This is a genomic window from Stieleria tagensis, from assembly GCF_024129865.1.
GTDB classification, from domain to species: domain Bacteria; phylum Planctomycetota; class Planctomycetia; order Pirellulales; family Pirellulaceae; genus Stieleria; species Stieleria tagensis.
In genome coordinates, this window is record NZ_JAMYFE010000105.1 from 37,973 (window position 1) to 63,151 (window position 25,179).

A 25,179-nucleotide genomic window follows, 5' to 3' on the forward strand; every position below is an offset into this window, starting at 1 on the left:
CGGTTCGCGTCTCTCGAGGCGTCGACCCAAGTTTCGTTTGCCGGATCGGTTGTAAGCCCTGTTCCGTTCTGCGTGACCGATTGCACTCGGTACGAACGCATGTCGTACTCGAAGGTGGGGACAGAGCACCAAACGTCCCCCGCTTGAGGTCTGTCCCCGGTGCTCCTTGAGGTCTGTCCCCGATAGCCTTTTTGAGGTCTGTCCCCGGTGGCCCGCGGCATTCAGGTCCGTCCCCGGTGGCCGATGAATGCTGCTAACGTCGCTTTCGTCGCCCGATGCCTAGCGCGGACAATAGCCCCAGGAAAATCACCGCGCTCGGTTCGGGGACCGCGCTCAGCGTGGTCGTTGAATTGAGCTGAAAACCCTCAATGGCCCATCCCACGCGCGCAACATCTTGAGAATTAAATGTCTCATTCAATTCTGATTGAAACGCGAGTTGATAGGTTCCGGCGCCAATCGTCCCGACTTCGTTGAACGCTCCAGCGTTGGTGCCGCCAGCGACTCCCGAAGTCCTGTTGATAATCGTTCCATCGGGACCGCTAAAGACGAATCCCAACGAATCCGGGGGCGCAGAATTGCTGTTGCCGAAAAACCCCCAGGTTCCATGGAGCGAATATTCCATTTCGCTATCGATCTGAAAATCGAGCAAGAACGAACTCGCGCCGTGGTGAAATCCGCCACGCTTTGCCGAAACCAGCTTCTCGGTGGTGATCAACGAACTGGCACTCAACGCTCCGTTGGCCAGATCGAAAGAGTAGTTGATGCCGGAGGTGGTTTGTGAATTCAATTCGACTGAGGACGCGGAGATCGAATCACTGAGCGCGCTGCTGACGGCGGAATCGGTTTTGCCCTCGAAATTCGCCTGCACACTCGCCGAAACATTTGCGGTGACAACCGCTGCGGATGAAGACGCCGCTGAGTACGCGAAACAGGCAGCGATGAGCGTGAGAGAATGTGTAAGACGCATTGCTGAGATTGTAGAGAGTGACGTTCAACGCAAGTCGGACACCACAAAATGCCCGTTGATTGAAAGTACAACTCAGCTAACGTCTTGAGTGAACGATCGAACAGTCCGGCTACAGAATACTGACCAATCAAGTCAACCAATCGGGTTGTTCGTGCGTCACTGGTGATAGCGAATACGTCAGGTCTGACGCTTGGTCACGCAATGCCATGCGGATCGTTGCAAGAGCCGAATTGGCAGGTCTAGTTCCAACCGTGTTGTTGCAGCTTACTGAGAATCTGACCGCGCAACGGGCCCTGGTCCAGTGACAGCGCTCGGCGGTAGTTGGCCCGCGCCTTTCTCAAATCGCCTTCGGTATCGGCTCGAACGCCGCGCTGGAATGCTTCGGCGGCTTTGCTCTGTTTCGCTTGCAGATTGGCGTTTAGACGTGATTGCAAATACGCCGCCTGTGATTGTTGGCGGGATTGAAACAGTTCCGCACTGGCATTCTCGCGAGTCGGGTTGCCATAGGAATAGCCACCGACGACCGGATTGATTCCGGTCACAAAGGGGCGAATGGTTTGGCTGGAAATCGACCCAGGGGCGCCGTCGAGCGTCGTGATCGATGGGGTGGTCGAACTGATCGAACGATTGCTGCCTTGGGCAAAATGAAACCCCAGCGAACCACCCAACCCGTTGCCGGCAAACCCGACTCCGCCACGGAGGCCTGCGCCGGGGGCCGCGCCACCAAATGGCACGCCCAGATTTCCGTTGCCGAAACCGGCGAAAAACTGGGGGCCTCGCAACGACCAATTCACACCATTCTGTTCATAGAAGCCAGACCCGACGCGTTGCAGCGGCGTGCCGCTGTAAATCATCTGGGCCTGGCATAGGTCGGTGCCAAGCTGAACCGCAATGACGATCAGAAAGAATCTGCGTAGGGTTTGCATGAGTCGGTTCAGGTTGATGCCGTGATGGCTGAAACTACTTGGTTTCCTTCTTCGCCTTTTCGAAACCCTTTTCAAAGCTCTTGTCGTTGAAAACGATCGCTAGCTTGGCAGCGTCGTCTTCGGCTTTTTCGACTTTGCCAGAGCAACCTTCACAACAGAAACCGACTTTGGTGCCGGCCACTTTGGCGGAGATTTCGGGATTCACATCGCGGCCACTGATGGGGCAGCTTTTTTGCACGTACTGCTTGGTCGCAACCAATTGATGGTTGGCTTTGTCAGCAAACTTCTTGGTGTCTTTGGCGAACTTGCCGGCGCAGCCGTTGCAGCAAAAATAGACGTTGCCTTCTTTGTACTTGGCCGTCTTATCAAGCGTTGCGTCTTTGGGAGCGACGACACATTTGACACCTTTTAGATCCACCTCTGCGGTCAATGTCGTGGCCGAAACAACAACGAGCAGGGCAGCGATCGAAGCGATCATTTTCTTCATTTCAGTAACTCTCTTCGGTAGGGAATTCGAGTGTGGAGAGCGTGTTAGACTCTCGCAGTCCATTTCAAGATAGGCAATTCGGATGGAGAAAACAAAGAGCGGAATGCGCTGCAATCGTTATTTTCAGCAAAACATTATCCCGCTGAAATTGCGGATTCGCCTGTTTCTTGTCCCGGCGAGAACGCTTGGATGCGGTCGCTGATGCCGGGATGTAACCATGTCGGTTTTCGCGCCGCGTCGCTGTCAATCGTGACCCGCAGCAACGCTTGGCCCAATTGCTCGGCCGCAGCGGTAGCCGTTTCAGGAACATCCACACACTGACTCGCCAACCGGGGGGCCATCCGACAGGCCACCGCGTCGGCATCAAATTCCGATCGATAGCTGACCCAGCGCAGGACCAACACCGTTCCCAGAATGCTGGCCACACTGCCACCGGCTGCTGACCATCCGGCAGCTGTTGACTGGGCGATCATCCGCTCCACCCCGGCGCCCAGCAACCAAGCCGGCACCAGAGCCAAAATCCGCAGCGGAATATGAAAACGCCGCGCATGGGCGACTTCGTGCAGGATCACCATCGCCAGCTGCGGGCGTGTCAAATCGGCGACCAGACGATCACTGAGAACCAAAATTCGAAATCGTCCTGCCAGTCCAGCGATCAAGGCATTGTGAATCCGACCGGAACTGTCCCAGAGCACGATTTTGCAACGTGGCAGGCCTGCAGCGGCGACCAGCGATTCAACCCATTGCTGTGTTGCAGGCTCCATCGCGGCGGTGGGAAACACACGCCGTACCAGTGGCGGGATGCCCACGATGACCACCATGGCCAGCACCAACCAGCCGGCCCATTCCGGCAAACGTGTCCCCAAGGACGCAGCGGTGGCCAAATCAATCGCCATCATCACTCCCACAATGGGGGCAAGGAGCCATCCAGCGCTGCCGCGAAACGCGGTCCAAATCGAGCCCACCGCCACGGCGATGCCACGCGGCACCCAACCGAGTTTTGCGGCCAAACCGTATTCGGCCGCCCACAATCCAGACATCATCGCCACGGCCGGCGCGAGCAGCAGTAGCGCCTGCAAAAAAAGTGAATGCCGGATGACCGGTATTTGGTCCAGGTTTCGCGCCAAACCAAATCCGCCCAGACAAAGCGCGATTAGGGCCAGCGAGAACCAGCGCAACCACTCGGTCTGGCGATCAAACCAGTGATAACCAACGTCCACACTGACTTCGCCCTGCTGAATCAGCCCGCCAACCATTCGTACCGACAGCATGCATAATCCCCACCAGACGGCGATGATCAACAGCGTGAACGTGACCGCGTGCTGCAGCGAGTGATCCGACTGCGGCAGCGAACCGAAACTAAGCGAGAGAATGATCGCGAGGAAATAGTAGAGCTGCATCGACCAAGTTTAGAACACGTCATCACAATAGGACTGGACCAATGGCCAGTATGGTCAAAACAGTCCGTGATAGCGAGTTGAACCCTGAAGCAAGGCAGCCAATTCCACGTGTTTTGAAGTTGGGCTTTGATCGCAAACGCGACGCGAAAGCGCAACTTCAACGGCGCTGGTGTGGAGGATTTATCCGACTCGGGTGAGGTTTTTTTGCGAAGAATAAAGCCGGTCGGATAAATCCTCCACACCAACTTGCGACCGGTTAACTGAATCAACAACCCGGTGAGCGCCGGGTTGGGGAAACCAATCACTTGAGCCTAGTCGCCACCGGCCGCGGCCGTTATTTCATGGCGTCGACGACGGCCTGTCCCATGTCGGCTGGGGTGGGCGCGACAACGATCCCGGCGTCTTCGAGTGCCGCGACCTTTTCAGTCGCAGTTCCTTTGCCACCGCTGATGATTGCTCCGGCGTGTCCCATGCGTTTTCCGGGCGGGGCGGTGCGTCCGGCGATGAAGGCCGCAACGGGTTTGGTCACGTGTTCTTTGACAAACGCCGCCGCTTCTTCTTCGGCCGAACCGCCGATTTCACCGATCATCAAAATCGCTTCGGTCTGGTCATCGGCCTGGTACCGCTTCAGCAGATCGATGTAGTTGGTGCCAACGATCGGGTCACCACCCAATCCGACACAGGTGCTCTGCCCCAGCCCCAGAGCGGATGTTTGCCAAACGGCTTCGTAGGTCAGCGTCCCACTGCGACTCATCACACCGACTTTGCCGGGGTTGTGGATGTAGCCGGGCATGATGCCGATTTTACACTGGCCGGGGGTGATCAAACCGGGGCAATTGGGACCGATCAGTACCGCGTCACTGGCGCGCACTTTTTCGTACACGCGGACCATGTCGATCACCGGAACACCTTCGGTGATTGCGGCGATGACTTTGATCCCCGCATCCAAGGCTTCCAGGATCGCGTCGGCCGTGAACGGCGGCGGCACAAAGATCATGGTCGCATCGGCGCCGGTCTCGTTGACGGCTTCTTCGACGGTGTCGAACACAGGAACGCCATCGACGTTCTGGCCGCCTTTTCCGGGCGTGACACCGCCGACCATTTGGGTGCCGTAATCACGACACCCCAGCGTGTGGAACGTGCCCGCTTTGCCGGTGATCCCTTGGCAAATCACTTTGGTATTGGAGTCAATTAAGATGCTCATTGGAACAATCGTCTCTATGAATCTGGTGTGCTTGGTTTTGTTTGGGTTGAATAGCTGGGCGAGGCCGGGGTGGCTGATGAAAGCTCAGACCCCGGTCGCGGCGACGATTTTCTTGGCGGCATCGGTGATGTCGACCGCATTGATGATGTCGACATCACTGTCGGCTAGCATCTTGCGGCCCTCTTCGACCTCGGTGCCTTCCAGACGAACCACCAACGGGACGGTGAATCCGACCGTCTTGCTGGCTTCGATGATCGCGCCGGCGATGGTGGTGCAGCGGGCGATGCCACCAAAGATATTGACCAGCACACCTTTGCAATTGGGATCGGACAACAGGATTTGGAACGCTTCGGTGACTTGTTCGGTGTTGGCACCGCCGCCCACGTCCAGGAAGTTTGCGGGTTTGCCACCGTGGTATTTGATGATGTCCATCGTCGACATCGCCAAACCGGCACCATTGACCAGGCAACCGATGTTGCCTTCGAGTTTGACGTAGCTCAGCCCGGCGTTGCTGGCGCGAACTTCGCTCGGTTCTTCTTCACCCAGGTCACGCAGTTCGGCATATTCCGGGTGCCGGTACAGCGCGTTGTTGTCGAAATTGATTTTCGCATCGAGCGCGATCATTTGATCGTCACCGGTGATCACCAACGGGTTGACTTCGCACAACTCGCAGTCCGAATCCACGTAGAACCGGCACATGGCGGGCATGAATTTCGCAGCGGCCTTGGCGGCGGCGCCTGTGATGCCAAGCTTCTTGCACAGTTTACGAACTTGGTAGGCTTCCAGTCCGACGGCCGGATCGAAGTGTTCTTTGAAAATCAACTCGGGCGTTTCTTCGGCGACCGTTTCGATTTCCATTCCGCCTTCGGTGCTGACCATCAACACGGGTTTGGCAGCGGCGCGATCCAGCACGATCCCAAGGTACAATTCGCGGGCAATGTCACAGCCGGCTTCGACAAAGACTTTGTTGACCGTTTGGCCTTCGGGGCCGGTTTGGATCGTGACCAGTTTCTTGCCCAGCAGCCCGGCGGCGGCCTCACGGGCCTGGTCAGCACTTTTGGCCAACACCACACCGTGTTGCTTGGGGTCATCGATGACCGTGCCTTTGCCGCGGCCACCGGCATGAATCTGCGCTTTGACGACCGCAATGGCACCGCCCAGTTTGTCGTAGGCCGCGGCGGCTTCGTCTGGCGTGGTTGCGACGATGCCTTCCAAGACCGGGACTCCGGCGGCTCGAAAGAGTTGTTTGCCTTGGTATTCGTGGATTTTCATCGAGGTTCCGATCCGCTCTCGCGTAAGTCAGTGGTTCATAGGTTGGCTTGGGTCCGGTCCAATTCGTACCCTGGTGCTCAGACCGCCGGTGGGCGAATATACGTGCGCGACGCGAACGTCGGAACCATAGGGAACGCCGCAGCGACCGAAACAAAAATGCCAAAATTCATCCGTCTCCATGACAGCGACAACGTCGCGATCGCGACCGCGCCTTTGGGGGTGGGGGATGTGGTCCAGCTTGACCGCCAGCCGATCCGAATCCTGGATCCAATCCCCAGCGGGCACAAGTTTTCCATTTGCGACATTCCCGCCGAATCAGCGGTGCTGAAGTACGGCCAGCCGATCGGGATCGCCAACCAATTGATTTCGGCCGGCAGCCATGTTCACACGCAAAATTTGCGTGACCAGCACACGGTCGTGGCGGAGATCACCGCCACCTCGCCGCCGCCCGATCCGACACCGCTGCGGCGGACATTTGACGGATTCGTCCGCCCCGATGGTCGTGTTGGCACACGAAACTATGTCGCGGTCCTATCGACGGTCAATTGCAGCGCCACGGTGTGCCACAAAGTCGTCGAGCGGTTTGATGCCCAGCGAATGCTGAACTGGCCGAACGTTGACGGTGTGTTTGCGGCGACCCACACCACCGGATGCGCGCTGCAATACAACGGCCGCAAGCATCAAATGATCGGCCGCACCATGGCCGGCTACTCGGACCACCCCAACGTCGGCGGCTGTCTGGTGATCGGCCTGGGATGCGAGCAAAACACATCGGGCTACCTCGCGGAGCATCACGGAATTGTGCCCCTGTACGCGCCGGACGGCCAACCGCTAACACGCGACGACGGCGTGCCGACGCTGACCATGCAGACCGAAGGCGGATCGGCTGAGACGATTGACAAGGCCGAGCGGTTGCTGGAACAGATACTCGATCGCGCCAATCGCTTTGAGCGCAGCAGCGTCGATGCATCGGCATTGATGATCGCAGTGGAATGTGGCGGCAGTGACGGCTATTCGGGGATCACCGCAAACCCAGCGATTGGCGTGGTTTCCGATCGCGTGGTGGCTTGTGGAGGCACATCGATCATTTCTGAAACCACAGAACTGTACGGTGCCGAACAACTCTTGTGCGCACGCAGCCGAACACCACAGGTCGCTCAAAAATTGATTGACCTGCTGCATTGGTGGCAGCAGTACGTCGCTCACTACGGCGGCCAATTGGACAACAATCCGTCGGTCGGTAACAAAGCCGGCGGCTTGACGACGATCACGGAAAAATCCCTGGGTGCGGTTTCCAAAAGTGGCTCGACCGCATTGGAAGCTGTCTATGACTATGCCCAGCGCGTCACGACAAAAGGATTGGCGGTCATGGATTCACCGGGTTTTGACCCCTCCAGTGTGACCGGCAAGGTCGCCGGGGGCGCCAACCTGGTGCTGTTCTCCACCGGTCGAGGAAGTTGTTTCGGCTGCAAACCGACCCCGGTCATCAAGATCGCATCAAACAATGCTCTGTTCGCGCACATGCGCAGCGACATGGATCTGAATGCCGGCGAAGCAATCGACGGGAAAACCATCACACAGCTGGGCGATGAATTCTTTGAATTCGCGCTGCAAGTTGCCAGTGGGCTGCCCACCGCCAGTGAGCGGAACGGGTTTGGCGACTACGAATTCATCCCCTGGACCGTTGGTCCGACCTTGTAACGAAAGTGACTGAAACGTTGAACATAAATATGACAGAACCGACCGGTCACGACCTGACGCCCCTTTCATCTGGGACGATCGCCGCCGATCTCAAGGGCGGATTGGTCGTCTTCCTGGTCGCACTGCCGCTGTGTCTGGGGATCGCATTGGCGTCCGGAGCAACCGGTGAACCGGGGCAATTATCTTTAATGTCCGGCTTGATCGCTGGCATCATTGGCGGCATCGTCGTCGGTTCGATCAGCGGATCACACACCAGCGTCAGTGGTCCGGCCGCAGGTTTGACGGCAATCGTGATCGCCCAGGTCGCTGCCTGTGGTTCGGTTCCGGCATTCATGCTGGCCGTCATGCTTTCCGGTGTGATTCAAATCGGAATGGCCGCGCTGCGCGCTGGTGCGCTCAGCGCATTCTTCCCGTCCAGCGTGATCAAGGGACTGCTGGCCGCAATCGGCGTGATCCTGATTTTGAAACAGATTCCCCACGTGCTGGGGCACGACACGGACCCCGAGGGCGAGATGTCATTCGCCCAGCCCGATGCCGAAAACACGTTTTCAGAACTGTTGTCGATCTTCGGTGACTTTCACTGGGGCGCTGCGGTGGTGGGACTGTTGTCGATCGCCTTGCTGGTCGGTTGGGAGCGGAGCGGATTTCTGAAACGATCGCCGGTTCCCGGCCCGCTAGCAGTGGTGCTGTTCGGCCTGGGGTTGCAACTGGTGTTTGATTCAATGGGCGCGGACTGGGCGATCGCGGGCGATCACTTGGTCAAAATCCCCGTGGCCAACTCGGCCAGCGAATTTGCCGGTTTCTTTACGTTTCCGGACTTCACTGCACTGCTCAATCCGGCCGTCTACATGGCTGCGATGACGATTGCCGTGGTGGCTTCATTGGAATCACTGCTGAACCTAGAAGCGGTCGACAAACTAGACAAGCACAAGCGAAACTCGCCCGCCAATCGCGAATTGTTTGCCCAGGGCATCGGCAACATGACGTCCGGATTATTGGGTGGCCTGCCGGTGACCAGCGTGGTCGTTCGCGGTAGCGTCAACGTCAACTGCGGTGCCAAGACCAAGGTCAGTGCGATCTTCCATGGCATCTTGCTGCTGGTGTGTGTCGCCCTGTTCCCCAGCTTGCTGAACAAAATTCCGTTGTCGGCATTGGCGGCAATCCTGTTGGTCACCGGGTTTAAACTCGCCAGCCCAAAACTGTTCAAACAGATGTGGGCCGAAGGTCGCTATCAGTTCGCTCCGTTCATCATCACGTTGGTGGCGATTGTGTTCACCGATCTGTTGATCGGAATCGTGATCGGCTTGGTCGTCAGCACCCTGTTTATCTTGAACAGCAACCTGAGATTGCCTCAACGACGTGTCGTCGAAACCCACCTTGATGGCGAGATCACGCACATTGAATTGGCGCCTCAAGTCAGCTTTCTCAATCGCGGATCACTGGACAAACTGCTCAATGAAGCCAAACCGAATACGCATCTGATGATCGATGCCACCAATTCCGACTACATCGATCCGGATATCCTGAGCATGATTCGCGAGTACAAACGGAGCACCTCCAAAGCGCGCGGTGTCACGGTCTCGCTTCGCGGGTTTCGTGACAAATACAAGTTGGGCGATGAAGTGTTGTATGCCGATTACGCGACCCGTGAATTGAAAGATCGGATCACGCCCGACCAGGCGCTAACGATGCTGCGAGAGGGCAATGAACGGTTCCTCAGTGGACGGCGATTGAGGCGTGATCTGGGACGGCAAATCAATTCCACCAGCATGGGGCAAAATCCGTTTTCGGCGGTCCTCAGCTGTATCGATTCACGTGTCCCGGTGGAATTGATTTTGGATCAAGGCATCGGCGATGTGTTCAGCGTCCGCGTGGCGGGGAACATCGTTGGCACTAAAACACTGGCCAGTTTGGAATACGCCGTCGTGGTGAGCGGCGTTAAACTAGTCCTCGTGCTGGGGCACACCCGCTGCGGCGCTGTCACCGCCAGCGTTGACGCGCTCGGGAAAAACCTAGACATCGCTGCAGAAACCGGCTGCAGTCACCTGGGGGCGATCGTGCAAGAAGTCGCCGGTTGTGTCAGCCCCGAAGAATGCCGTTCGGCCGACCAGTTGCTGCCCAGTGGAAAAGAAGCGTTTGTCGACGAAGTCGCGATTCGCAATGTGAATCTGACCGTCCAAGAAATCCTCCGTCGCAGTGCCGGGATCGCCAAGGCCGTCGAGTCGGGGCAAGCAAAAGTGGTCGGCGCAATGTACGACGTGTCCACCGCAAAGATCGACTTCTTTAGCGAAGAATCCTGATCACTCAGCCAGCCGAGTCGTTGCCGGCGTCTGGTCGCTTCCGAGGTGGCTGAAATCCCAACGAAATCGCATTCACTCGGTGGCTCTTGCCCGGCTGGATCGATTTGGGGGCGACCAGGTGAAACGGTTGATCGGTGACGATTTCACGGCCACTGTTGAGAAACAACCGCATGCGGACGCACCATCGCAAACGAATCAGGCGCCCGTGGTAACTCAGCGGCGTGGCCGGCAACAGGCATGTCAAGGATTGCTGATCAGCCAATCCCGAGCGACGAATCTGCTCTTCTTCCAACCGCTGGAAATAGTGCACATGAAGATCCATGTCCCCTTTTCCTTCGGTGTACCAAAGTACAGATATCTCAATCGCACTCAGCGCGTCGAGTGTCACGCGGCTGACCCGCCAGGTCGCCTTTAGTTCGCGACCGCCTTCGTAGACACCGTCCTCGCGGCATAACGACACACTCATCGCGGGCTGCGTTTCGGCGGCAAACCCGGTGGGTGTACGACGACGGGAAAACTTCGGCAGAACGATGGCCACGGACGGGCTTCTCCAGAAACGATCACTTTCCAGCGCACCGCATTGTGCGCACCAACAAACGAATGCATCACGTTCGACGGCAGGTCCAATGTAAATTGTTGTTCCCAAGGCCCCTGCGGGTCAACTCGAACATCGCGTGCCGCACACAATTCTTCTGTGAAAACTTCATATCGTTCGACTCGAACGTCGGTTCCTTGTCGATACACCGTCTCTTCCTCACAAGCGACACGTACATTTAATCGGCGAAACCGCAGCCGACCCGACTGGGAAACGAACAGCCGATACTTGCAACCTGGATAAAGTGGATGGTCACTGATCTCAACAATTGTAGGCCCAATGCCTGCCGTACGACGCAGTTGAGCCAAGAAGAAGCGAAAGGACCAGTAGCCGATCGCGCCAAACGGGATCAATAGGCCGGTCAGAATGTAGCGTGGGCTACCATACCAAAACCCCAGCACCACGACGGCCAGCAAGACGAACCAAACGGCGTTCCAAAGCAACGCCAACAACATCGGCCCCAACAATTCGCCGCCGCCGGGGTTTTCCGCCGCCAGACGATAGGTCAGACGCTCGCCGGGACTGTCGGTCAACGAGTCACCCCGAGGAACCGAGGGCATTTTGTCGATGTCCCCAGAGGCGGGAACGATGATTTCAATCGACGAGGCCCGCGTGGCAAGTGCCGAACGACGCTCGCTGCTGGCGCCGACACGAACCAGCCGATAGATCAAACCGCCGGCACCTGAACCGATGGCTGCAATTCCCAGAATGCCAAAAACCCAGGACGCTAATCCACCGCCGTTTAATTCCGGCGGTGTGACAGCGTCGGTTTGAATCTGAGTCAGCTCCTTGAAAGCCTCCAGATGTTCCCAACTCGCTAGTTCATTGATCAGAACCAGCGACAGCACGAACACACCGACAAGAAAGACACCGCTGTAGAAAGCGGTTTCCCACAGCAGGCTTCGTAGCTCCGTGCCGATAAACCGCTTTCCCCGCTTCTTACTCCAGGGTCGAGGAAAGCGCGCCATATCAACGTGGCTGCTGCGGCCGACGACTGGGGCGATAGAAACCGAGTTCCTCGAGTTTGCCGTAGACTTCCCCGAGTGTCTTTTCACCGAAATTGCTGATCGCCAACAAGCGTTTGGGCGTCGCGCCCAACAAATCGCGGACCGTCAGAATCCCAGTCTCTTCTAAACAGTTGGTCGTGCGGACCGACAATCCCATCTCGGCAATACTCAGATCTAAACGCTCCGTGCGCAAACGAGCTTCCTCGTCGGCGCGGCTTAGTGGAATTCGCGTGCTCATTCCAAACTCCTTTTGGTCGGGCAAGATAGAAAGAAACAAAGACGGCGAGAGAGTAAGCGATCGGTTGCCGGTTGGCAAAGTGTCAGGAACAAAAATTCAGTGTTTTGGAAAAAACGGCTTTGCTTGCAAAGCTTCAGGCGGCGAGCAATTCGCGGTGCTGGCCGGCACACTGAATCCACAAACTGATCTCTTCCAAATCTGGCAGCTTGCCGCCACGTAGAATTCGTTTGCCCTCATTGCTACGGGCGATCGGATCGATCAAGACCAGTAACTCGTTGGCATCAAATGCCGCGACTTCCTCGGGTGTGGTGACACCCGCGGCGACCAACAGTTGCGCATCGTGACCGCGTAGCAATGGAACGCGGCAAACCAGAATCGCTTGATTTTGCCAGGCAATGATGGTGTCTGCATCGATTCGACGATGGTCCAGCCATTCGGCCAAATCACTGGGGTCGGAGTCCAGCAGATCGTTGACCGTGGTGATGCCCACGGCTTCCAATTTCGCAGCCATTCGGTTGCCGATCGACGGGGCATCGACGATCGGACTTTCTCGTTCCAGGTAGAACCGCAATTCGGATCCGGATTCATCGATCGCGTCGTTGGTTTCGGACGGTGAAACACGGCTTGAGCGTGGCTGATCCGGTCCGGCAGAGCGCTGTGACGATTGACGCACGACACGCTGCACCGGCTGCCTGCTTTCGCGTTGGCCTTCCGCCGCTACTGCGTCATCGGAACGACTTTCCGAGCGGTGCAGCTGACCGCTGCGTTGATAGACGGCGCGGTCCAATTGGTGATTGCGACGTGCGGTCCGAGCCTCGCGAGATCCAGTGGCAGTCTCGCCGCCGTGATGGTTGGACGAGACCTGATGCCGCGAGCCTCCGCTTCGCAGGACACGGCGGCCGGTTGATCGAGAATCACGTTGCCCGGAACTGCGTCGACCGGCACCGCGTGGTCGCGTCGAACGGGCGCGGACCACGTGGCCGTTGTCATCAACGAACTCATACTCATAGCGATCACTGTCAGTCGTGTCTTGCCCCAGCACACGTTGCTGGCGGGTTTGGCGGATCACGCGACCGTCAACGGTATGGAAATCTGCGTCGCCGATCAGCGGAGCGTCGTCGGTGTTGACGTTGGCAGCAGCGATCCAACTGGTGATACGCGACAATTCATAGCTGGTCCCGCTCAACAATATCCGTTGCCCACGTTCGGTGGCCAAAAAGGCTTCGACGCGGTCGAGCAGATCAATCGGGTCGATCGACGACAGATGCCCGGCGTCGATGATGCCACAGCCGACCAGAACACGCGCATCAAAGGCGCGTAGTTGTGGGACGTGACAAACCAACCGGCATTCGGATTGCCAGCGGCGGATCGTGGCCGCGGTCACGCCGGCCAATCCCAGCGAATCAGCCAAACGATTGGGGTCTTGGTTCATCAAGTGATTGACGTGCGTCACACTCAACCCACGCAGCCGCGACGCAGCTACGGCATCGACCGAGGGTGCTTGATCGATGGGGCTGTCGACGGTCAGGAAAAACGGCGACACCGGTGCTCGATTGCGAGCCGATTCCGGTGGAGCAGACTGCGCCAACGACTGGCCGTTGCGAGCCTGCTGGGCCGCCCCAGTGTTGACCGGACCAGTGTTGACCGGACCTGCGGTGGTGTAGGAATCGGCAAAGTAGTAACCGTCATGCCATTGGGTTGCCACCGGAGGCCCAGGATGAGCGGGCGCGACCGGCTGGGCCGGGTGCGGCTGGGCTGGGATCGGTGCCCCGCCCGTCGCATAGGGTGAAATCCCGTACGCTTCCTGCCAGATCGCATCCAAATTGCGGTTGATGTCAGCCAGACTTGCACCGACCGGCGAGTTGTCAAAGTATTGATCAACATAGACGTCACCCGGTGGCTGTGACGGCCCGGCTGCTGCGGCTACATGACCGTGCGGTCCGACGTAAGATTCGCCGGCATAGTGCGGACGCCACAAGGGGCGATGTTCATGCGCAACGCGTTCGCCGTGAATGAAAAAGGTTTGTCCGCCACGCCGCGAGATCTGATCGGCAAACGTGCGGTCACTCGCCAATAAGACGACTTGGCGACCATTTTTGGCATAGTCGTCCAGTGCCGCGATCACGGCCAAATCAACGGCTTGCTCAGCCGATTGATGGGGATGGATCGAGCGGCGATGCAGTAGTTCGCGATGCGTTTCAACCAACAATGGGATCGCACGCCCGGTTCGAGCCAACAGATCGCCGGCTGCTAAACGCAGCGCCAGTGCGGCCAAGGCGCGATCAACGGCCGGACAGTGGGCTTCATCCAGCCCATCGATCCGGGCGAATCCAGGAATCGCTGCAGCGCCAGATTGCCGGGTTACGGCATCAGCCGCAGCCGCGTTCCAATCGACTCGGCGAAGCCGTCCACCGGACAGCCGCACCAACCACTGACTGGCTTCCTCGACCAGCGGCAGCGCGTTGGATCGCACAGGCTCGGGAGCCCCCAATTTTTGGATCAGTTCGCCACGGCGAGTTTTCAACCAGGCCACACGCGAGGAAGCCTGTTCGCCGATACCGGCGCCCGCAAATTCGGCCGCCGGAACCGTTTCCACCAACTCCATGGCACGTAGTTCAGCCACGATTGAATCGATTTCAGATTGAATTGCACGCTGGTCAATGCCATCGGCATCATGCGCTCCGTAGGCGTAATGAGCTCCGTAGGCGGATGGGGCCAATGGAATGTCAATCGCTGAAAACGCATCAACCACCGGCAGCTCGCGCATTTGCCGACGCAAGCGAGACGCATCGGCGACGCAGCGGTCCAGTTCGCCGGAAACCTGTTCCAGTTCACGCGTCCGTGCGACCGCTTCGTTGTTCAAATGATCGACGTACCAAGGAGACCAACTCTCGCGGTGATAGGATTCGTCCAACCAGGACGGATAGTGAAGTTGTTGTGCCAACCGTTGATCATGAACCAACGATTCCCGATACTGCATCAATCGTTGGATCGATGCGATCACCCAGCGCTCGGACGCCCGCAATTCGTCCTGTCGCTGATCGTGTCGACTGGATTCATTGACGAATCGGAAACCCTGGCGACGAGCATTTTGCAGATCGTCACGAATCGCATGCAGTGAACGCACCAACGATGCGTCACCTCGATAGCCGTGCGATTCGGGTAGCTCGCGATACCACTGCGGCGCCGATGCATTGCTGCGATCATAATGGGTCGCCAATGAATCGATTTGGCGAATGACAGCTTCGATCCGCAGATCGATTTCGTCGGGCCAATAGGAACTGGCTGCGGCATGAGACATAAACGCCGCGGGGTGGTCGGCATAGCGATCGAGCGAACGCAGGAAATGGTTCATTCGCTCGCGCCGCAAGACTTGATCAGACAGCGGGAACGATCGATCATACCCGGACTCGGAAGCCGCCTGGTAGCGACTGTCGGTAGTGAAGTAGGCGTCACGCAATCCGTGCAATTCGGACAGCACACGACGCCAACGAATGATTTCTGCGTCCACCGCTTGCAGTCGATCACGCAGCGCCGCGTCCAATTCCGGCGACAGATTCTTGGGCACAGAGAGTCCCGACGAGAGCCCCAAACCGCGATGGCTGGCGTAGGGCGATGCGGTGACCGGCGCGTTGTAGCCATGCCGGCTGCGATCGGATTGCAGATGAGACAACCAGCGGGAGAGTTCGCTATGACGCACCCGCAACTGCCAGATTCGATCGTGCAGCTGCGACAGCTCTGCAGCCGCGGCGCGATGTTGCCGTGCCGTGATCACCGCGGGATCGACCGCAGGCGTTCGTAGTGGTGCGGGCCGGCGTGATTGCTGTGCCAGCGTTTGCAGGTAGCTCAACCGCGATTGCAACTGGCGGCGACGCAATTGAATCAACTCGCTACGCGGGGACAGCGACGGTTCGTACTGCGAGGGTGAATACGTCGCCAATTCGGCTTCGACGCGTGCCAATTCGTCACGGATCGCGCGGCGTGCGATTTGATCGGCGGATGATTCCGCCGGTGACAATCCGCTGACGGTGGATTGATTGATCGGCAGACTGGCGAACAATGCCGGGTCCATCAAGCCGCTGGCCAGACAGGCCGCGATCACTCGTGACACACTGGTCACGGCGGTGTCGGTGACAATCCCGTCAACGATGGTTTCGGGAATGCGAATGGATTCCAACGCACGCGAGGCGTCGGTTGAGTCGGCGATCCCGCCCACCCAGCTGCCGTGCAGCCAATCGAAGCGATGCGAAGCGTCGCCACGGGATTCGAATTCGATGGTGCGGCGACCGCTGTGCGTCCCATCGTGTTCGCGGCGACAATGGATTTTTCCATTGCGATCGGCCCAGACGACTCGCCCGGCCGAGGAACTCATCATTCCCAACGGGTATTCCCGTCGGATCAACGAATCGCGAACAAAACGTGCAATGGCGGTCTTTCCAGACCCCTCCGGCGCGCAGATCACGTTGAGGTGTTCGGTGAATGGCCCCAATTCCACACGGTTTAGGGGGCCATGATTATCGATGTCGATGCGATCCAACAACATGGTCGGGCTCCTCCTTGGCCACAGCAGCAATTTCATTTCCGTCGCTTGATCCGCACCAAAATTCGTTTCGGTGTTTACGGGAGGATCCAGCGGTGTCGGTTGCGAGACGGGCGAACTTTAGTGAAAGTCGAGTTTCACGGAAAGAGAGAAAATGTGCGCTCTGTCTTGACGTCGAACAGGGGAAATTCGTACGTCACAGCATGATGACAGCATCCAACGGCGGCTCCGATTCCGCCCCGCGTCGCAACATCCCTTGCCAAATCACCCCTCCACGCGACATCGTAATGCCGCCCTCCCACCGCTCCCGGACCGACGTTTCGATGGCACTGAACGTGTTCTGGTTGTGCCTGTTGGTCACGACCGGTGTCTTAGTCAGCACCGGCGTCGGCTGCACGTCGGTCAACGGCTGGTCGGATCGAGGCGACGAAAACAACGCAGCACCGGATTTGCCACTGCGAAAAATCGCACGCAATATCGAATTGGACGCCCGCTTTGTGCAGATTCAATTTGACCCCAACGACCCGGATCAATTGCAATCATTGTGGCAGTGGGTCGACGAGACGGTGTTGCCGTCAGCCACCCGCACGGTCTTGCAACAAAACGGCATGCGGATCGGAAAGGCGATCCAGACCGACCGCATGACCCAGAAACTGGAAACGTTGAAAACCAAAGAGACGACCGATGTGGTCGAGCAATTCCTGGCCTCGGCGGCGGTTTCCAGCCACCAAAGCGAGGGGTCTCGTTTGATACCGATGCGAATCGGCAAACGTTACGAATTGCCCGTGCGACTGCCGATCGAAGGCGACCATGTGGTGATGGTCAATCAGACGCCCCAGCCGGTCGGACGCACCCTGCGTGACCCCCAGTTTCTGTTTGCCGTCACCCCTCAAAACGGCGACTCATCTGCCGAGGTTCGGATTCGATTTCGACCGGAAATCCAGCACGGCGAGATGCGGCAGGACTGGGTCAAGGGCGACGGGGCGCTGCGAATCGATGTCCGTCGCCAATCCTGGTCACTCGACTCCCTGGACTTTGAAATCCGCGGCCATGAAGGCGACGTGTTTGTGATCGCCGAAACCGCCGACCGCAAGGGACTGGGAAAAGAGATGTTGGGTGGCAAAAACGTCGATCAAATGGAACAGCAAACGGTGGTGTTGCTGAAAATCGCCAACGTCCCCACCCCCGCCGAACGGCTGTAGCGTTTCGACCACGGCTGGCCAGTCGGTCTCAGCCGCCTACGAGAAACCCGGCGGGTGCGATATCATCCGCCCATCTGCATCCTGCACCAATTCTCTGTGCCCCAGATCTATGAAAACAGACGAACTACGCGAAAAGTATCTCGAATTCTTTGAATCCAAAGGTTGTGTCCGCAAACCGAGCGACGTGCTGGTCCCCACCTGGGACCCCTCGGTGCTGTTCACTCCGGCGGGCATGAACCAGTTCAAAGATCACTTTCTGGGCAAAGTGAAACTCGATTTTACTCGCGCGACGACCTGTCAAAAATGCCTGCGAACCGGCGACATCGACAACGTCGGCCGCACCGCGTTTCACCACACGTTCTTTGAAATGCTGGGAAACTTCTCCTTTGGCGACTATTTCAAAAACGAAACCATCGCCTGGGCCTGGGAATTCTTGACGTCCAAGAAATGGCTGGGCATCGACCCGGCGCGTTTGTCGGTCACGGTCTACAAAGATGACGACGAAGCCTATGGGATTTGGAAAGAATCGATCGGGTTGCCCGATGACCGCATCGTGCGGATGGACGAAGACGAAAACTTTTGGCCGGCCTCGGCCCCCAGCGAAGGCCCCGATGGCGTCTGCGGCCCCTGCAGCGAGATCTACTATCAGTTGGATGACGGCAGCGACGTTGAAATCTGGAACCTGGTGTTCACCCAGTTCAACCGTGTGGGTGATCCGCCGAACAACCTGAAACCGCTGCCCAGCCAAAACATTGACACCGGGATGGGACTGGAACGGACCGCCAGTGTCCTGCAAGGCGTGACGACGAATTTCCATATCGATTCGCTACGACCTATCGTCGATGCGGCGGCCGAAGTGGTCGGCATGCATTACGACCCGAACAGTGACAACGGCCGACGTCTGCGACGGATCACCGATCACGCCCGCGCCTGCACGTTCTCGATTCACGAAAATGTTTATCCCGGACGTGACAAAGCCAAGTATGTGGTGCGGCGGTTGATTCGTCGGGCCGTGCTGGACGGTTACCAGATGAACCTGCGCGAACCGTTCCTGTACCAGTTGGTGCCTGCGGTCGCCGAGGCTAGTCAAGCAGCCTACCCGGAGCTGGGCGAAACGCTGCAGCGCGTCGCCGAAGTGATCGAGGCCGAAGAGAACGCGTTCTTCGGGACCATCGATGGCGGCATGAAACGCATCGGACAATTGTTCGAAGAGATGCAGGAACAAACGGCCGTCATGGTTTCCGGCAAAGAAGCTGCGGAATTGAACACGACCTACGGCGTGCCACCGGAATTGTTGCAAACCTTAGCCGCCGAAAAGAACTTCACGTTCGACTGGGCCGGCTACAACGATTCGATGCAGCAACACGCCATCGCCAGTGGCGCCGGGCAAGTCGAACTGTTTCAAACCGGGCCTTTGGAAACGCTCAAAGAAGCGCTGCGAGAAACACCCTTCGTCGGCTACGACAACACCACCGCCGACGCGATTGTCAAAGGGATCATCACCGGCGACGGACGCAGTAAAGATGACGAAGGCCAACTGCTCAGCCATGTCGATCGCCCCAGTAATTTGGAGCTGCGATTGGTGATCAATGAATCGCCGTTTTATGGTGAGTCCGGCGGCCAAATCGGTGACACTGGTACGATTTCGTCTGACGAATTTGAGTTTGTCGTGAGCGACACGCAAAAGCATGGCGGACTGATCGTGCACCACGGCAAATTGGTCCGTGGTGAAATGAAGGAAGGAGCCGCTTGCACCGCGGTCGTGGATGCCGACCGCCGTGGCGCCCTGGCTCGCGCCCACTCGGCGACCCACATCTTGCATCATGCCCTGCACACCAATATCGGTGACCACGCCCAACAACAGGGCAGTAAGGTCGAAGAGGATCGATTGCGATTCGATTTCACCAACCAAAAACCGATCCCCGATGACGTGTTGGCAAAAATCGAAAGCGATGTTGCGGTGCGAATCGGTGAAAGTGCACCGGTCAGCTGGAAAACCATTCCGTTGACCGAAGCCCGTGCGGCCGGTGCGATGATGTTGTTTGGTGAAAAGTACCCTGATCCGGTGCGGATGGTGACCATCGGTGAATTCAGCAAAGAACTGTGTGCGGGGACCCATGTCGACAACACCTCCAACGTTGAAACGTTCGAACTGCTGGCCGAGGAAAGTGTTTCGGCCGGCACCCGACGGATCGTTGCTTTGACAGGCAAACGCGCCGAACAACATCGCCAATTCACATTGGAGTTGCTGGGCGAGATCGCCGCCAAACTGGGCACCGACCAAACGCGAGCCGCCGCGGCAATCGAGCAACTCGTTGGCGAAGTCCGGCAGCTGAAAAAAGATCTGGCCGCCGGCAAATCATCCGACCACTCGCCTAGCTTTGTCATCGCCAGTGACTGTGAAACCAGCGACGTAGGCGACTACGTTGCGGTCCGCTCGTTGGTCCGCGACATCACGCGGCGATTAAACGTTTCACCCGACGATGTGCTGGCGCGGATTGACTCGTTGTTGACCGACCGCAGTCAGCTGATCAGCCAACTGAAACAGGCCACCGCTGGTGGCAAGATCACTGCGGATGATCTGATCGCCCAAGGTGAAACGATTGGCGGGACCGTCGTCGTGGTTGCCGAAGTCCCCGGCGCGAATCCCAATGTGATGCGCGGCTGGATTGACCAGATCCGCAAGAAATCGGACGGCGGATCGGCCGTGCTGTTGGGCACCATCCAAGGGGACAAAGTGCTGTTGATCGGTGGACTCAGCCATGCCTTGGTCGAGCAAGGGCTAAACGCAGGCCAATGGGTCGGTGCCGCAGCCAAGATGGTGGGCGGTGGCGGTGGCGGCCGTCCCGAAATGGCACAGGCCGGTGGCAAAGATCCCGACAAGCTGCCCGCAGCCTTGCAAGCCGCCAAAGCATCCATGCAAGAGCAGCTGAAATAAGTTCAAGGCTTGGGACTGACGCCAACAGGCTAACCCCTCCCGTCGCTCCGCGACTCAATCACGTGTGTCCCCCGCCAGCTCTCAATCGCGGAGCGATGTCATTCGTTAGCCAGGGGTGAAACCCCTGGATTGAGCGACGGCATACCGCGCAGTCGCAGAGCGACGACATTCTCTACCGCCCCTCCAGGGCTCGTTGATGTTCATAAACGCAAGGCCTGGGACTGACGCCAACGTCGCTCCGCGACTCAATCACGCGTGTTCCCCGCCAGCTCTCAATCGCGGAGCGATGTCATTCGTTAGCCAGGGGTGAAACCCCTGGATTGAGCGACGACATACCGCGCAGTCGCAGAGCGACGACATTCTCTACCGCCCCTCCAGGGCTCGTTGATGTTTATAAACGCAAGGCCTGGGGCTGACGCCAACGTCGCTCCGCGACTCAATCACGTGTGTCCCCCGCCAGCTCTCAATCGCGGAGCGATGTCATTCACTGGATCGTTTTCCTTGATGCAAACGTCAGTAATACTTTTGACGTCTCCCAAGGAGGGTCGGCTACAATGCGGACTTCTGCCCCACCCCCGCTATCCGAGCAACCATCAAATGCGCGCCCCTGTCCAACGCATTGCCATCGGCATTTTCTCGATCCTATTGATTGCCGGATCATGGAACATCAGTCCGTCACCGTTGATCGCACAATCAGATGATTCGGTGACAATCAAGCGGGACATCGCCTACGACGACGATCATCCGGCTCAAAAAATGGACGTCTATTTGGGCGATTCCGTCCATCCACTGCCGGCAATGATCTTTCTTCATGGCGGCGGCTGGCGCGGCGGTTCAAAAAAACATGTGCCGGGTTGGCTGCATGCCCTGGTGGCCCAAGGCAAACTGTCGGTCGTCTCGGTGGAGTACCGATTCACGGACGTGAAAACTCACCCGGCCCAAGTCAACGATTGCCTACGCGCGATCCAATTCGTGCGTCAACATGCCGACCAATGGAACATCGATCCCAAACGCATCGGCGTCACCGGCGGTTCGGCCGGCGGCCACCTATCAGCCTATGTTGCGTTGTGCGATGACGTGGCTAATCCGGATTCCCAGGATCCGGTCCAACGCAATTCGTCGCGCGTGGCCTGTGCGGTCAGTTTTGCCGGGCCGACCGACTGGACCTTGCTGCGCAGTATCGACCACCAACATCCGGCCTATCGCCAGTTGATCGGATCCGAACCCGGCACACCGGCCGATCAGCTGGATGCCGGTTTGGTCAAGTCGGTTTCTCCGATTACTTACGCCACCAGCGATGACCCGCCGATGATGCAAGTTCACGGCGACGCCGATGTCATCGTGCCGATCAAACATGCCTCAAATCTGCATGAGAAACTGCAATCGGTGGGTGTCGAATCCCAATTGGTTGTCATCCCCAATGGAAATCACGGCGTTGCCGGAGCTGGCGATCAGGTCAGCAAACAAGCGACCGCATTCGTCCAGCAGCATTTGATCGACCGCTGATCGCACCGATCCGCTGTGGCGAATGGGCAATTCTCTCGCAACTGTTTTTACTGGTCGAATCCAATGCTCGAGTTTCCGTTTAATCGTCGTCGCGCGCTGCAACTGACTGCGGCCGCGATCACTGCGCCGGTGATGCTGCAGCCCCATCAACTGGATGCGGAGGACGATCTGCCGCAATTGCCGCGCGGCGTACGCATCATGCATCCTCGCGGTCGAGTCCCCTTGTCGTTCATCATTGACGACTCGACCTGCCTGGTGAACATGGGACATTTCTGTATGCCTCAGTTCGCCCAGGCATGGCCGAAACGCGAGATTTATCAACAGCCCTGGCAAGATTGGCCGCGAGAAATCCCCGACAGCTTCGTTCGTGAATTCGGCACCTGGTGTGCCCAGCAGGGTGTCAAAGGGAAATACAGCATCGTTCCCTATCCCGCCTGTGTCGGTTGGATGGACCGCCAGCTACCCGGTTGGTCCAAACAAGATCTCGACAACTCTCTGGCACTTGTCCGCGATTTGATGATGCCCAATTGGGACATCCACCCGGAAATGATCACGCACACCCGTGTGATCGATCTGAAAACCGGACGGCCCATGGAAACAGCCACCGCGGCAACGATGGAAAATAGCTACCCGCAGACCGATATCAGTGTCGATCAGCTAGCGGAGTATTTGGCGTATGCACTGCGGATCTTAAAAAATTGTGGCTTGCAGTGTGAAGGGATCACCACGCCGGGCGGGTTCGGCAATGCGGTCAAAGACAAATTGCCGCTGGCGGTGCACCAGGCAGTACGCGACGTGTTCGCAAGCGAACTGCCGCACTACTTCAAGTACGTCAAAACGGGCAGCGAATCCACCGATCCAAAGCTGGAGTTTATCGGGGGTGAAAAAACAATCTCGAACCTGACCATGAACGTGCCGGCGGGGACCGGCGACTGGTTCGGCAGTTGGGAAGGCGTGCGAGAATCAGAACCCGATCGCTACTGCAACCAAGACGCGACGTCAGGCAGGATGGTCGAATTAATTGAGCGAGACCAACCGGCGATCATGCTGTGCCACTGGCCCGGCATGTACTGCAACGGAAACAAGAGTGGCTTTGAAGCTTTCAAGCAAGTGGTGCTCGCGATTCAGTCTCGATTCGCCGACCGCACGCGGTGGATGAAGCTGAGTGAAATTGGGCGGTATTGGGCGGCACGAAAACTGACCACCATCCAGCGCCCAACCCCTCATACGATCCAGTTTGATGCACCGCTGGCCTGTCCCGACTTCACGGTTGCCATCGATCAACCCACTGCAAGTGCGCCACTCAGATTGGAAATCGGCAACGATCGGCTGCCGCTGCAATCGGTACAATCCAAGGCGTCATTGACCACCAACTCATTCGCCCTGGCCGACGACAAAATCTTGGTCAGTTTTAATTTGCCGCAAGGGATCAGCCGGATGGTGGTCGGCACCGACAGCGGCAAAGACTGAATTCCGTTACAGAGAAAATCTCGAAAAGCAATCGGTTTTCTGGCAACGCATCGGCAGGACGCTACGAAGACAGTCCTCAGTGGGGACAAATCCGTTTTTGTACAGGTCGAAAGAGATGCTTGAGTCTGAACCAATCAAGAAACTGTCATTCAACAGCGGTTTCTGGGGTCCTAAAGGTAGTTTTCCCTATTACGTCCACGATGGAGACGACTGGGGAAACGTCGCCAAGCGAGATAATTGGACGGATGTCAAAGCATTCATTCGTTTCAATTTCCAAACCGATGACCCGCGTGAAGTGAATTGGTATTTGCACCGTTTCGTCGGTTGCACCAAGTCATCCGATGGAATGAATTACGAATTTTCCAGTGGTGATCGGATTCGGATGAGTAATGGAACGTCGATGCGTGGTCATATCTTCACGCGCAATCGTGTGCACCATGTTCCGCCACCGATCAGCCCCCATGATCAAGCACGCGATGCACTGGTGCAAACCATTCAGCGCTATCGATCACTGTTCAGTTCGATCAGCTTTACAATGTTCGGCTTTCGTTTTCGCGGCGGTGACCTGCTGACCATCAAGGACTACGCCGAACAAGGAAGGATGTTGGTTTCCCATCGTCCCAACCAGGCATCGCCGGGCATCTACTATCCGGCCTATGACGCATTGCACCTGAAACACAAGACGATCAATGGCTTTGAAACACGCGCCTTGATCATCCATGAATGTGCGCATGCCGTGATGGATCTTCGCTATGCATCGCTGTCCACTCATCAATCCGAAGCGATCGCCTATGTGGTGCAGTGCATTGTGGCCGACTACGAAGGCATGGTGCTGTATACACCCGATAAAACACACAACTTGTCGACGAAAGAATGTTCGGGTCACGACGCCTGCAAGTTTGTGATCGGCGGCCAGATCGCATCGAAGGTTCGCAGTGGTACCCGAACGGTTTCCAACGCTGACCAGAAACGTATGTTGGCAACTCTGACGGATGACCCACACTATGGCGCGAAACGCGGACGTCCCGAATACAACGGAATCCCCAAACGCAGCATGGGACCATTTCCTCCCGTGATCCCGTACGGCGCCTGATCGACGGGACGCCGCCCACACGCGCGCTGTCGAGTCAGTAGAGCCGACGCTTGAGTTTTGAGCTTGCGGTTTTATGGTAACCCGGCGCGTGAGTTTTGAAGCCAGCGTTAAACAGCCGTTTCAATTCAAATGGATCCGCATATTGCCGCTTCGATCTCTTTACGCCAACGGCGTTAGACACACGTAGCCTAGGGTCAGGTCTTGTGAGCGCAGCGAGCAAACCGCCACCCTAGGTTGCGAGCACCGGGAACACGCGCTGCCCGGCGGGATTCGGCGGCAAAGCCGCCGAATCCCGCCGGGGAGAGCGTGTTCCCGGTGCTCGCGACCTAGGGT

The 25,179-nt window shown here is 57.7% G+C and carries 17 protein-coding genes; 7 read left to right on the forward strand and 10 right to left on the reverse strand.

The features are described from left to right. Window positions 1-253: 253 nt before the first annotated feature. The 6 genes from NHH03_RS22945 to sucC form a co-directional block, all read right to left on the reverse strand. The gene (locus tag NHH03_RS22945) at window positions 254-967 is read right to left on the reverse strand and encodes a PEP-CTERM sorting domain-containing protein (protein ID WP_253160068.1); all 714 of its coding nucleotides are present in this window, start codon (window positions 965-967) and stop codon (window positions 254-256) included. 239 nt (window positions 968-1,206) lie between these two features. Continuing rightward, window positions 1,207-1,893: a hypothetical protein gene (locus NHH03_RS22950; RefSeq protein WP_253160070.1), complete on the reverse strand. Its 687-nt coding sequence runs from the start codon at window positions 1,891-1,893 to the stop codon at window positions 1,207-1,209. Between the two features lie 34 nt (window positions 1,894-1,927). Beyond that, window positions 1,928-2,380 (reverse strand): hypothetical protein, encoded by a 453-nt coding sequence (locus NHH03_RS22955; protein ID WP_253160072.1) that lies wholly within the window; start codon window positions 2,378-2,380, stop codon window positions 1,928-1,930. Window positions 2,381-2,514: 134 nt separating this feature from the next. Beyond that, entirely contained in the window at window positions 2,515-3,780 is a 1,266-nt protein-coding gene (locus tag NHH03_RS22960) for a M48 family metalloprotease (protein WP_253160073.1), read from the reverse strand. A 334-nt stretch (window positions 3,781-4,114) separates the two neighbouring features. Further along, entirely contained in the window at window positions 4,115-4,984 is an 870-nt protein-coding gene (gene sucD, locus NHH03_RS22965) for a succinate--CoA ligase subunit alpha (protein WP_253160075.1), read from the reverse strand. 84 nt (window positions 4,985-5,068) lie between these two features. Next, on the reverse strand, window positions 5,069-6,256 hold the full coding sequence (gene sucC, locus NHH03_RS22970) for an ADP-forming succinate--CoA ligase subunit beta (RefSeq protein WP_253160077.1): 1,188 nt from the start codon (window positions 6,254-6,256) through the stop codon (window positions 5,069-5,071). Between the two features lie 156 nt (window positions 6,257-6,412). On the opposite strand from sucC, the gene NHH03_RS22975 reads away from it, so the two are divergent. Both NHH03_RS22975 and NHH03_RS22980 read left to right on the forward strand, forming a co-directional pair. Beyond that, window positions 6,413-7,957: a UxaA family hydrolase gene (locus NHH03_RS22975; protein WP_253160079.1), complete on the forward strand. Its 1,545-nt coding sequence runs from the start codon at window positions 6,413-6,415 to the stop codon at window positions 7,955-7,957. Between the two features lie 29 nt (window positions 7,958-7,986). Continuing rightward, window positions 7,987-10,257: a SulP family inorganic anion transporter gene (locus NHH03_RS22980; RefSeq protein ID WP_253160081.1), complete on the forward strand. Its 2,271-nt coding sequence runs from the start codon at window positions 7,987-7,989 to the stop codon at window positions 10,255-10,257. A 4-nt stretch (window positions 10,258-10,261) separates the two neighbouring features. Here NHH03_RS22980 and NHH03_RS22985 read toward each other — a convergent pair whose 3' ends face one another. The 4 genes from NHH03_RS22985 to NHH03_RS23000 form a co-directional block, all read right to left on the reverse strand. Then, window positions 10,262-10,723 (reverse strand): hypothetical protein, encoded by a 462-nt coding sequence (locus tag NHH03_RS22985; RefSeq protein ID WP_253160083.1) that lies wholly within the window; start codon window positions 10,721-10,723, stop codon window positions 10,262-10,264. Continuing rightward, window positions 10,720-11,820, reverse strand: a complete 1,101-nt coding sequence (locus NHH03_RS22990) for a hypothetical protein (protein WP_253160085.1) — start codon at window positions 11,818-11,820, stop codon at window positions 10,720-10,722. Before NHH03_RS22990 ends, NHH03_RS22985 begins: the two co-directional genes overlap by 4 nt. A 1-nt stretch (window position 11,821) precedes the next feature. Further along, complete coding sequence (locus tag NHH03_RS22995) at window positions 11,822-12,097, reverse strand: DNA-directed RNA polymerase subunit alpha C-terminal domain-containing protein (protein ID WP_253160087.1); 276 nt, start codon at window positions 12,095-12,097, stop codon at window positions 11,822-11,824. 133 nt (window positions 12,098-12,230) lie between these two features. Next, the gene (locus NHH03_RS23000; protein WP_253160089.1) at window positions 12,231-16,640 is read right to left on the reverse strand and encodes a DUF4332 domain-containing protein; all 4,410 of its coding nucleotides are present in this window, start codon (window positions 16,638-16,640) and stop codon (window positions 12,231-12,233) included. Window positions 16,641-16,960: 320 nt separating this feature from the next. Between NHH03_RS23000 and NHH03_RS23005 the strand changes: the two genes are divergently transcribed. The 5 genes from NHH03_RS23005 to NHH03_RS23025 all read left to right on the forward strand — a co-directional run bounded on the left by NHH03_RS23005 (window position 16,961) and on the right by NHH03_RS23025 (window position 24,846). Beyond that, on the forward strand, window positions 16,961-17,839 hold the full coding sequence (locus tag NHH03_RS23005) for a hypothetical protein (protein ID WP_253160091.1): 879 nt from the start codon (window positions 16,961-16,963) through the stop codon (window positions 17,837-17,839). Window positions 17,840-17,948: 109 nt separating this feature from the next. Then, complete coding sequence (alaS, locus tag NHH03_RS23010; RefSeq protein ID WP_253160093.1) at window positions 17,949-20,777, forward strand: alanine--tRNA ligase; 2,829 nt, start codon at window positions 17,949-17,951, stop codon at window positions 20,775-20,777. Window positions 20,778-21,374: 597 nt separating this feature from the next. Next, window positions 21,375-22,283 (forward strand): alpha/beta hydrolase, encoded by a 909-nt coding sequence (locus NHH03_RS23015; RefSeq protein WP_253160095.1) that lies wholly within the window; start codon window positions 21,375-21,377, stop codon window positions 22,281-22,283. 63 nt (window positions 22,284-22,346) lie between these two features. After that, the gene (locus NHH03_RS23020) at window positions 22,347-23,753 is read left to right on the forward strand and encodes a hypothetical protein (RefSeq protein ID WP_315861481.1); all 1,407 of its coding nucleotides are present in this window, start codon (window positions 22,347-22,349) and stop codon (window positions 23,751-23,753) included. Between the two features lie 115 nt (window positions 23,754-23,868). Further along, window positions 23,869-24,846, forward strand: a complete 978-nt coding sequence (locus NHH03_RS23025; protein ID WP_253160098.1) for a hypothetical protein — start codon at window positions 23,869-23,871, stop codon at window positions 24,844-24,846. The last annotated feature ends 333 nt before the right edge of the window (window positions 24,847-25,179 follow it).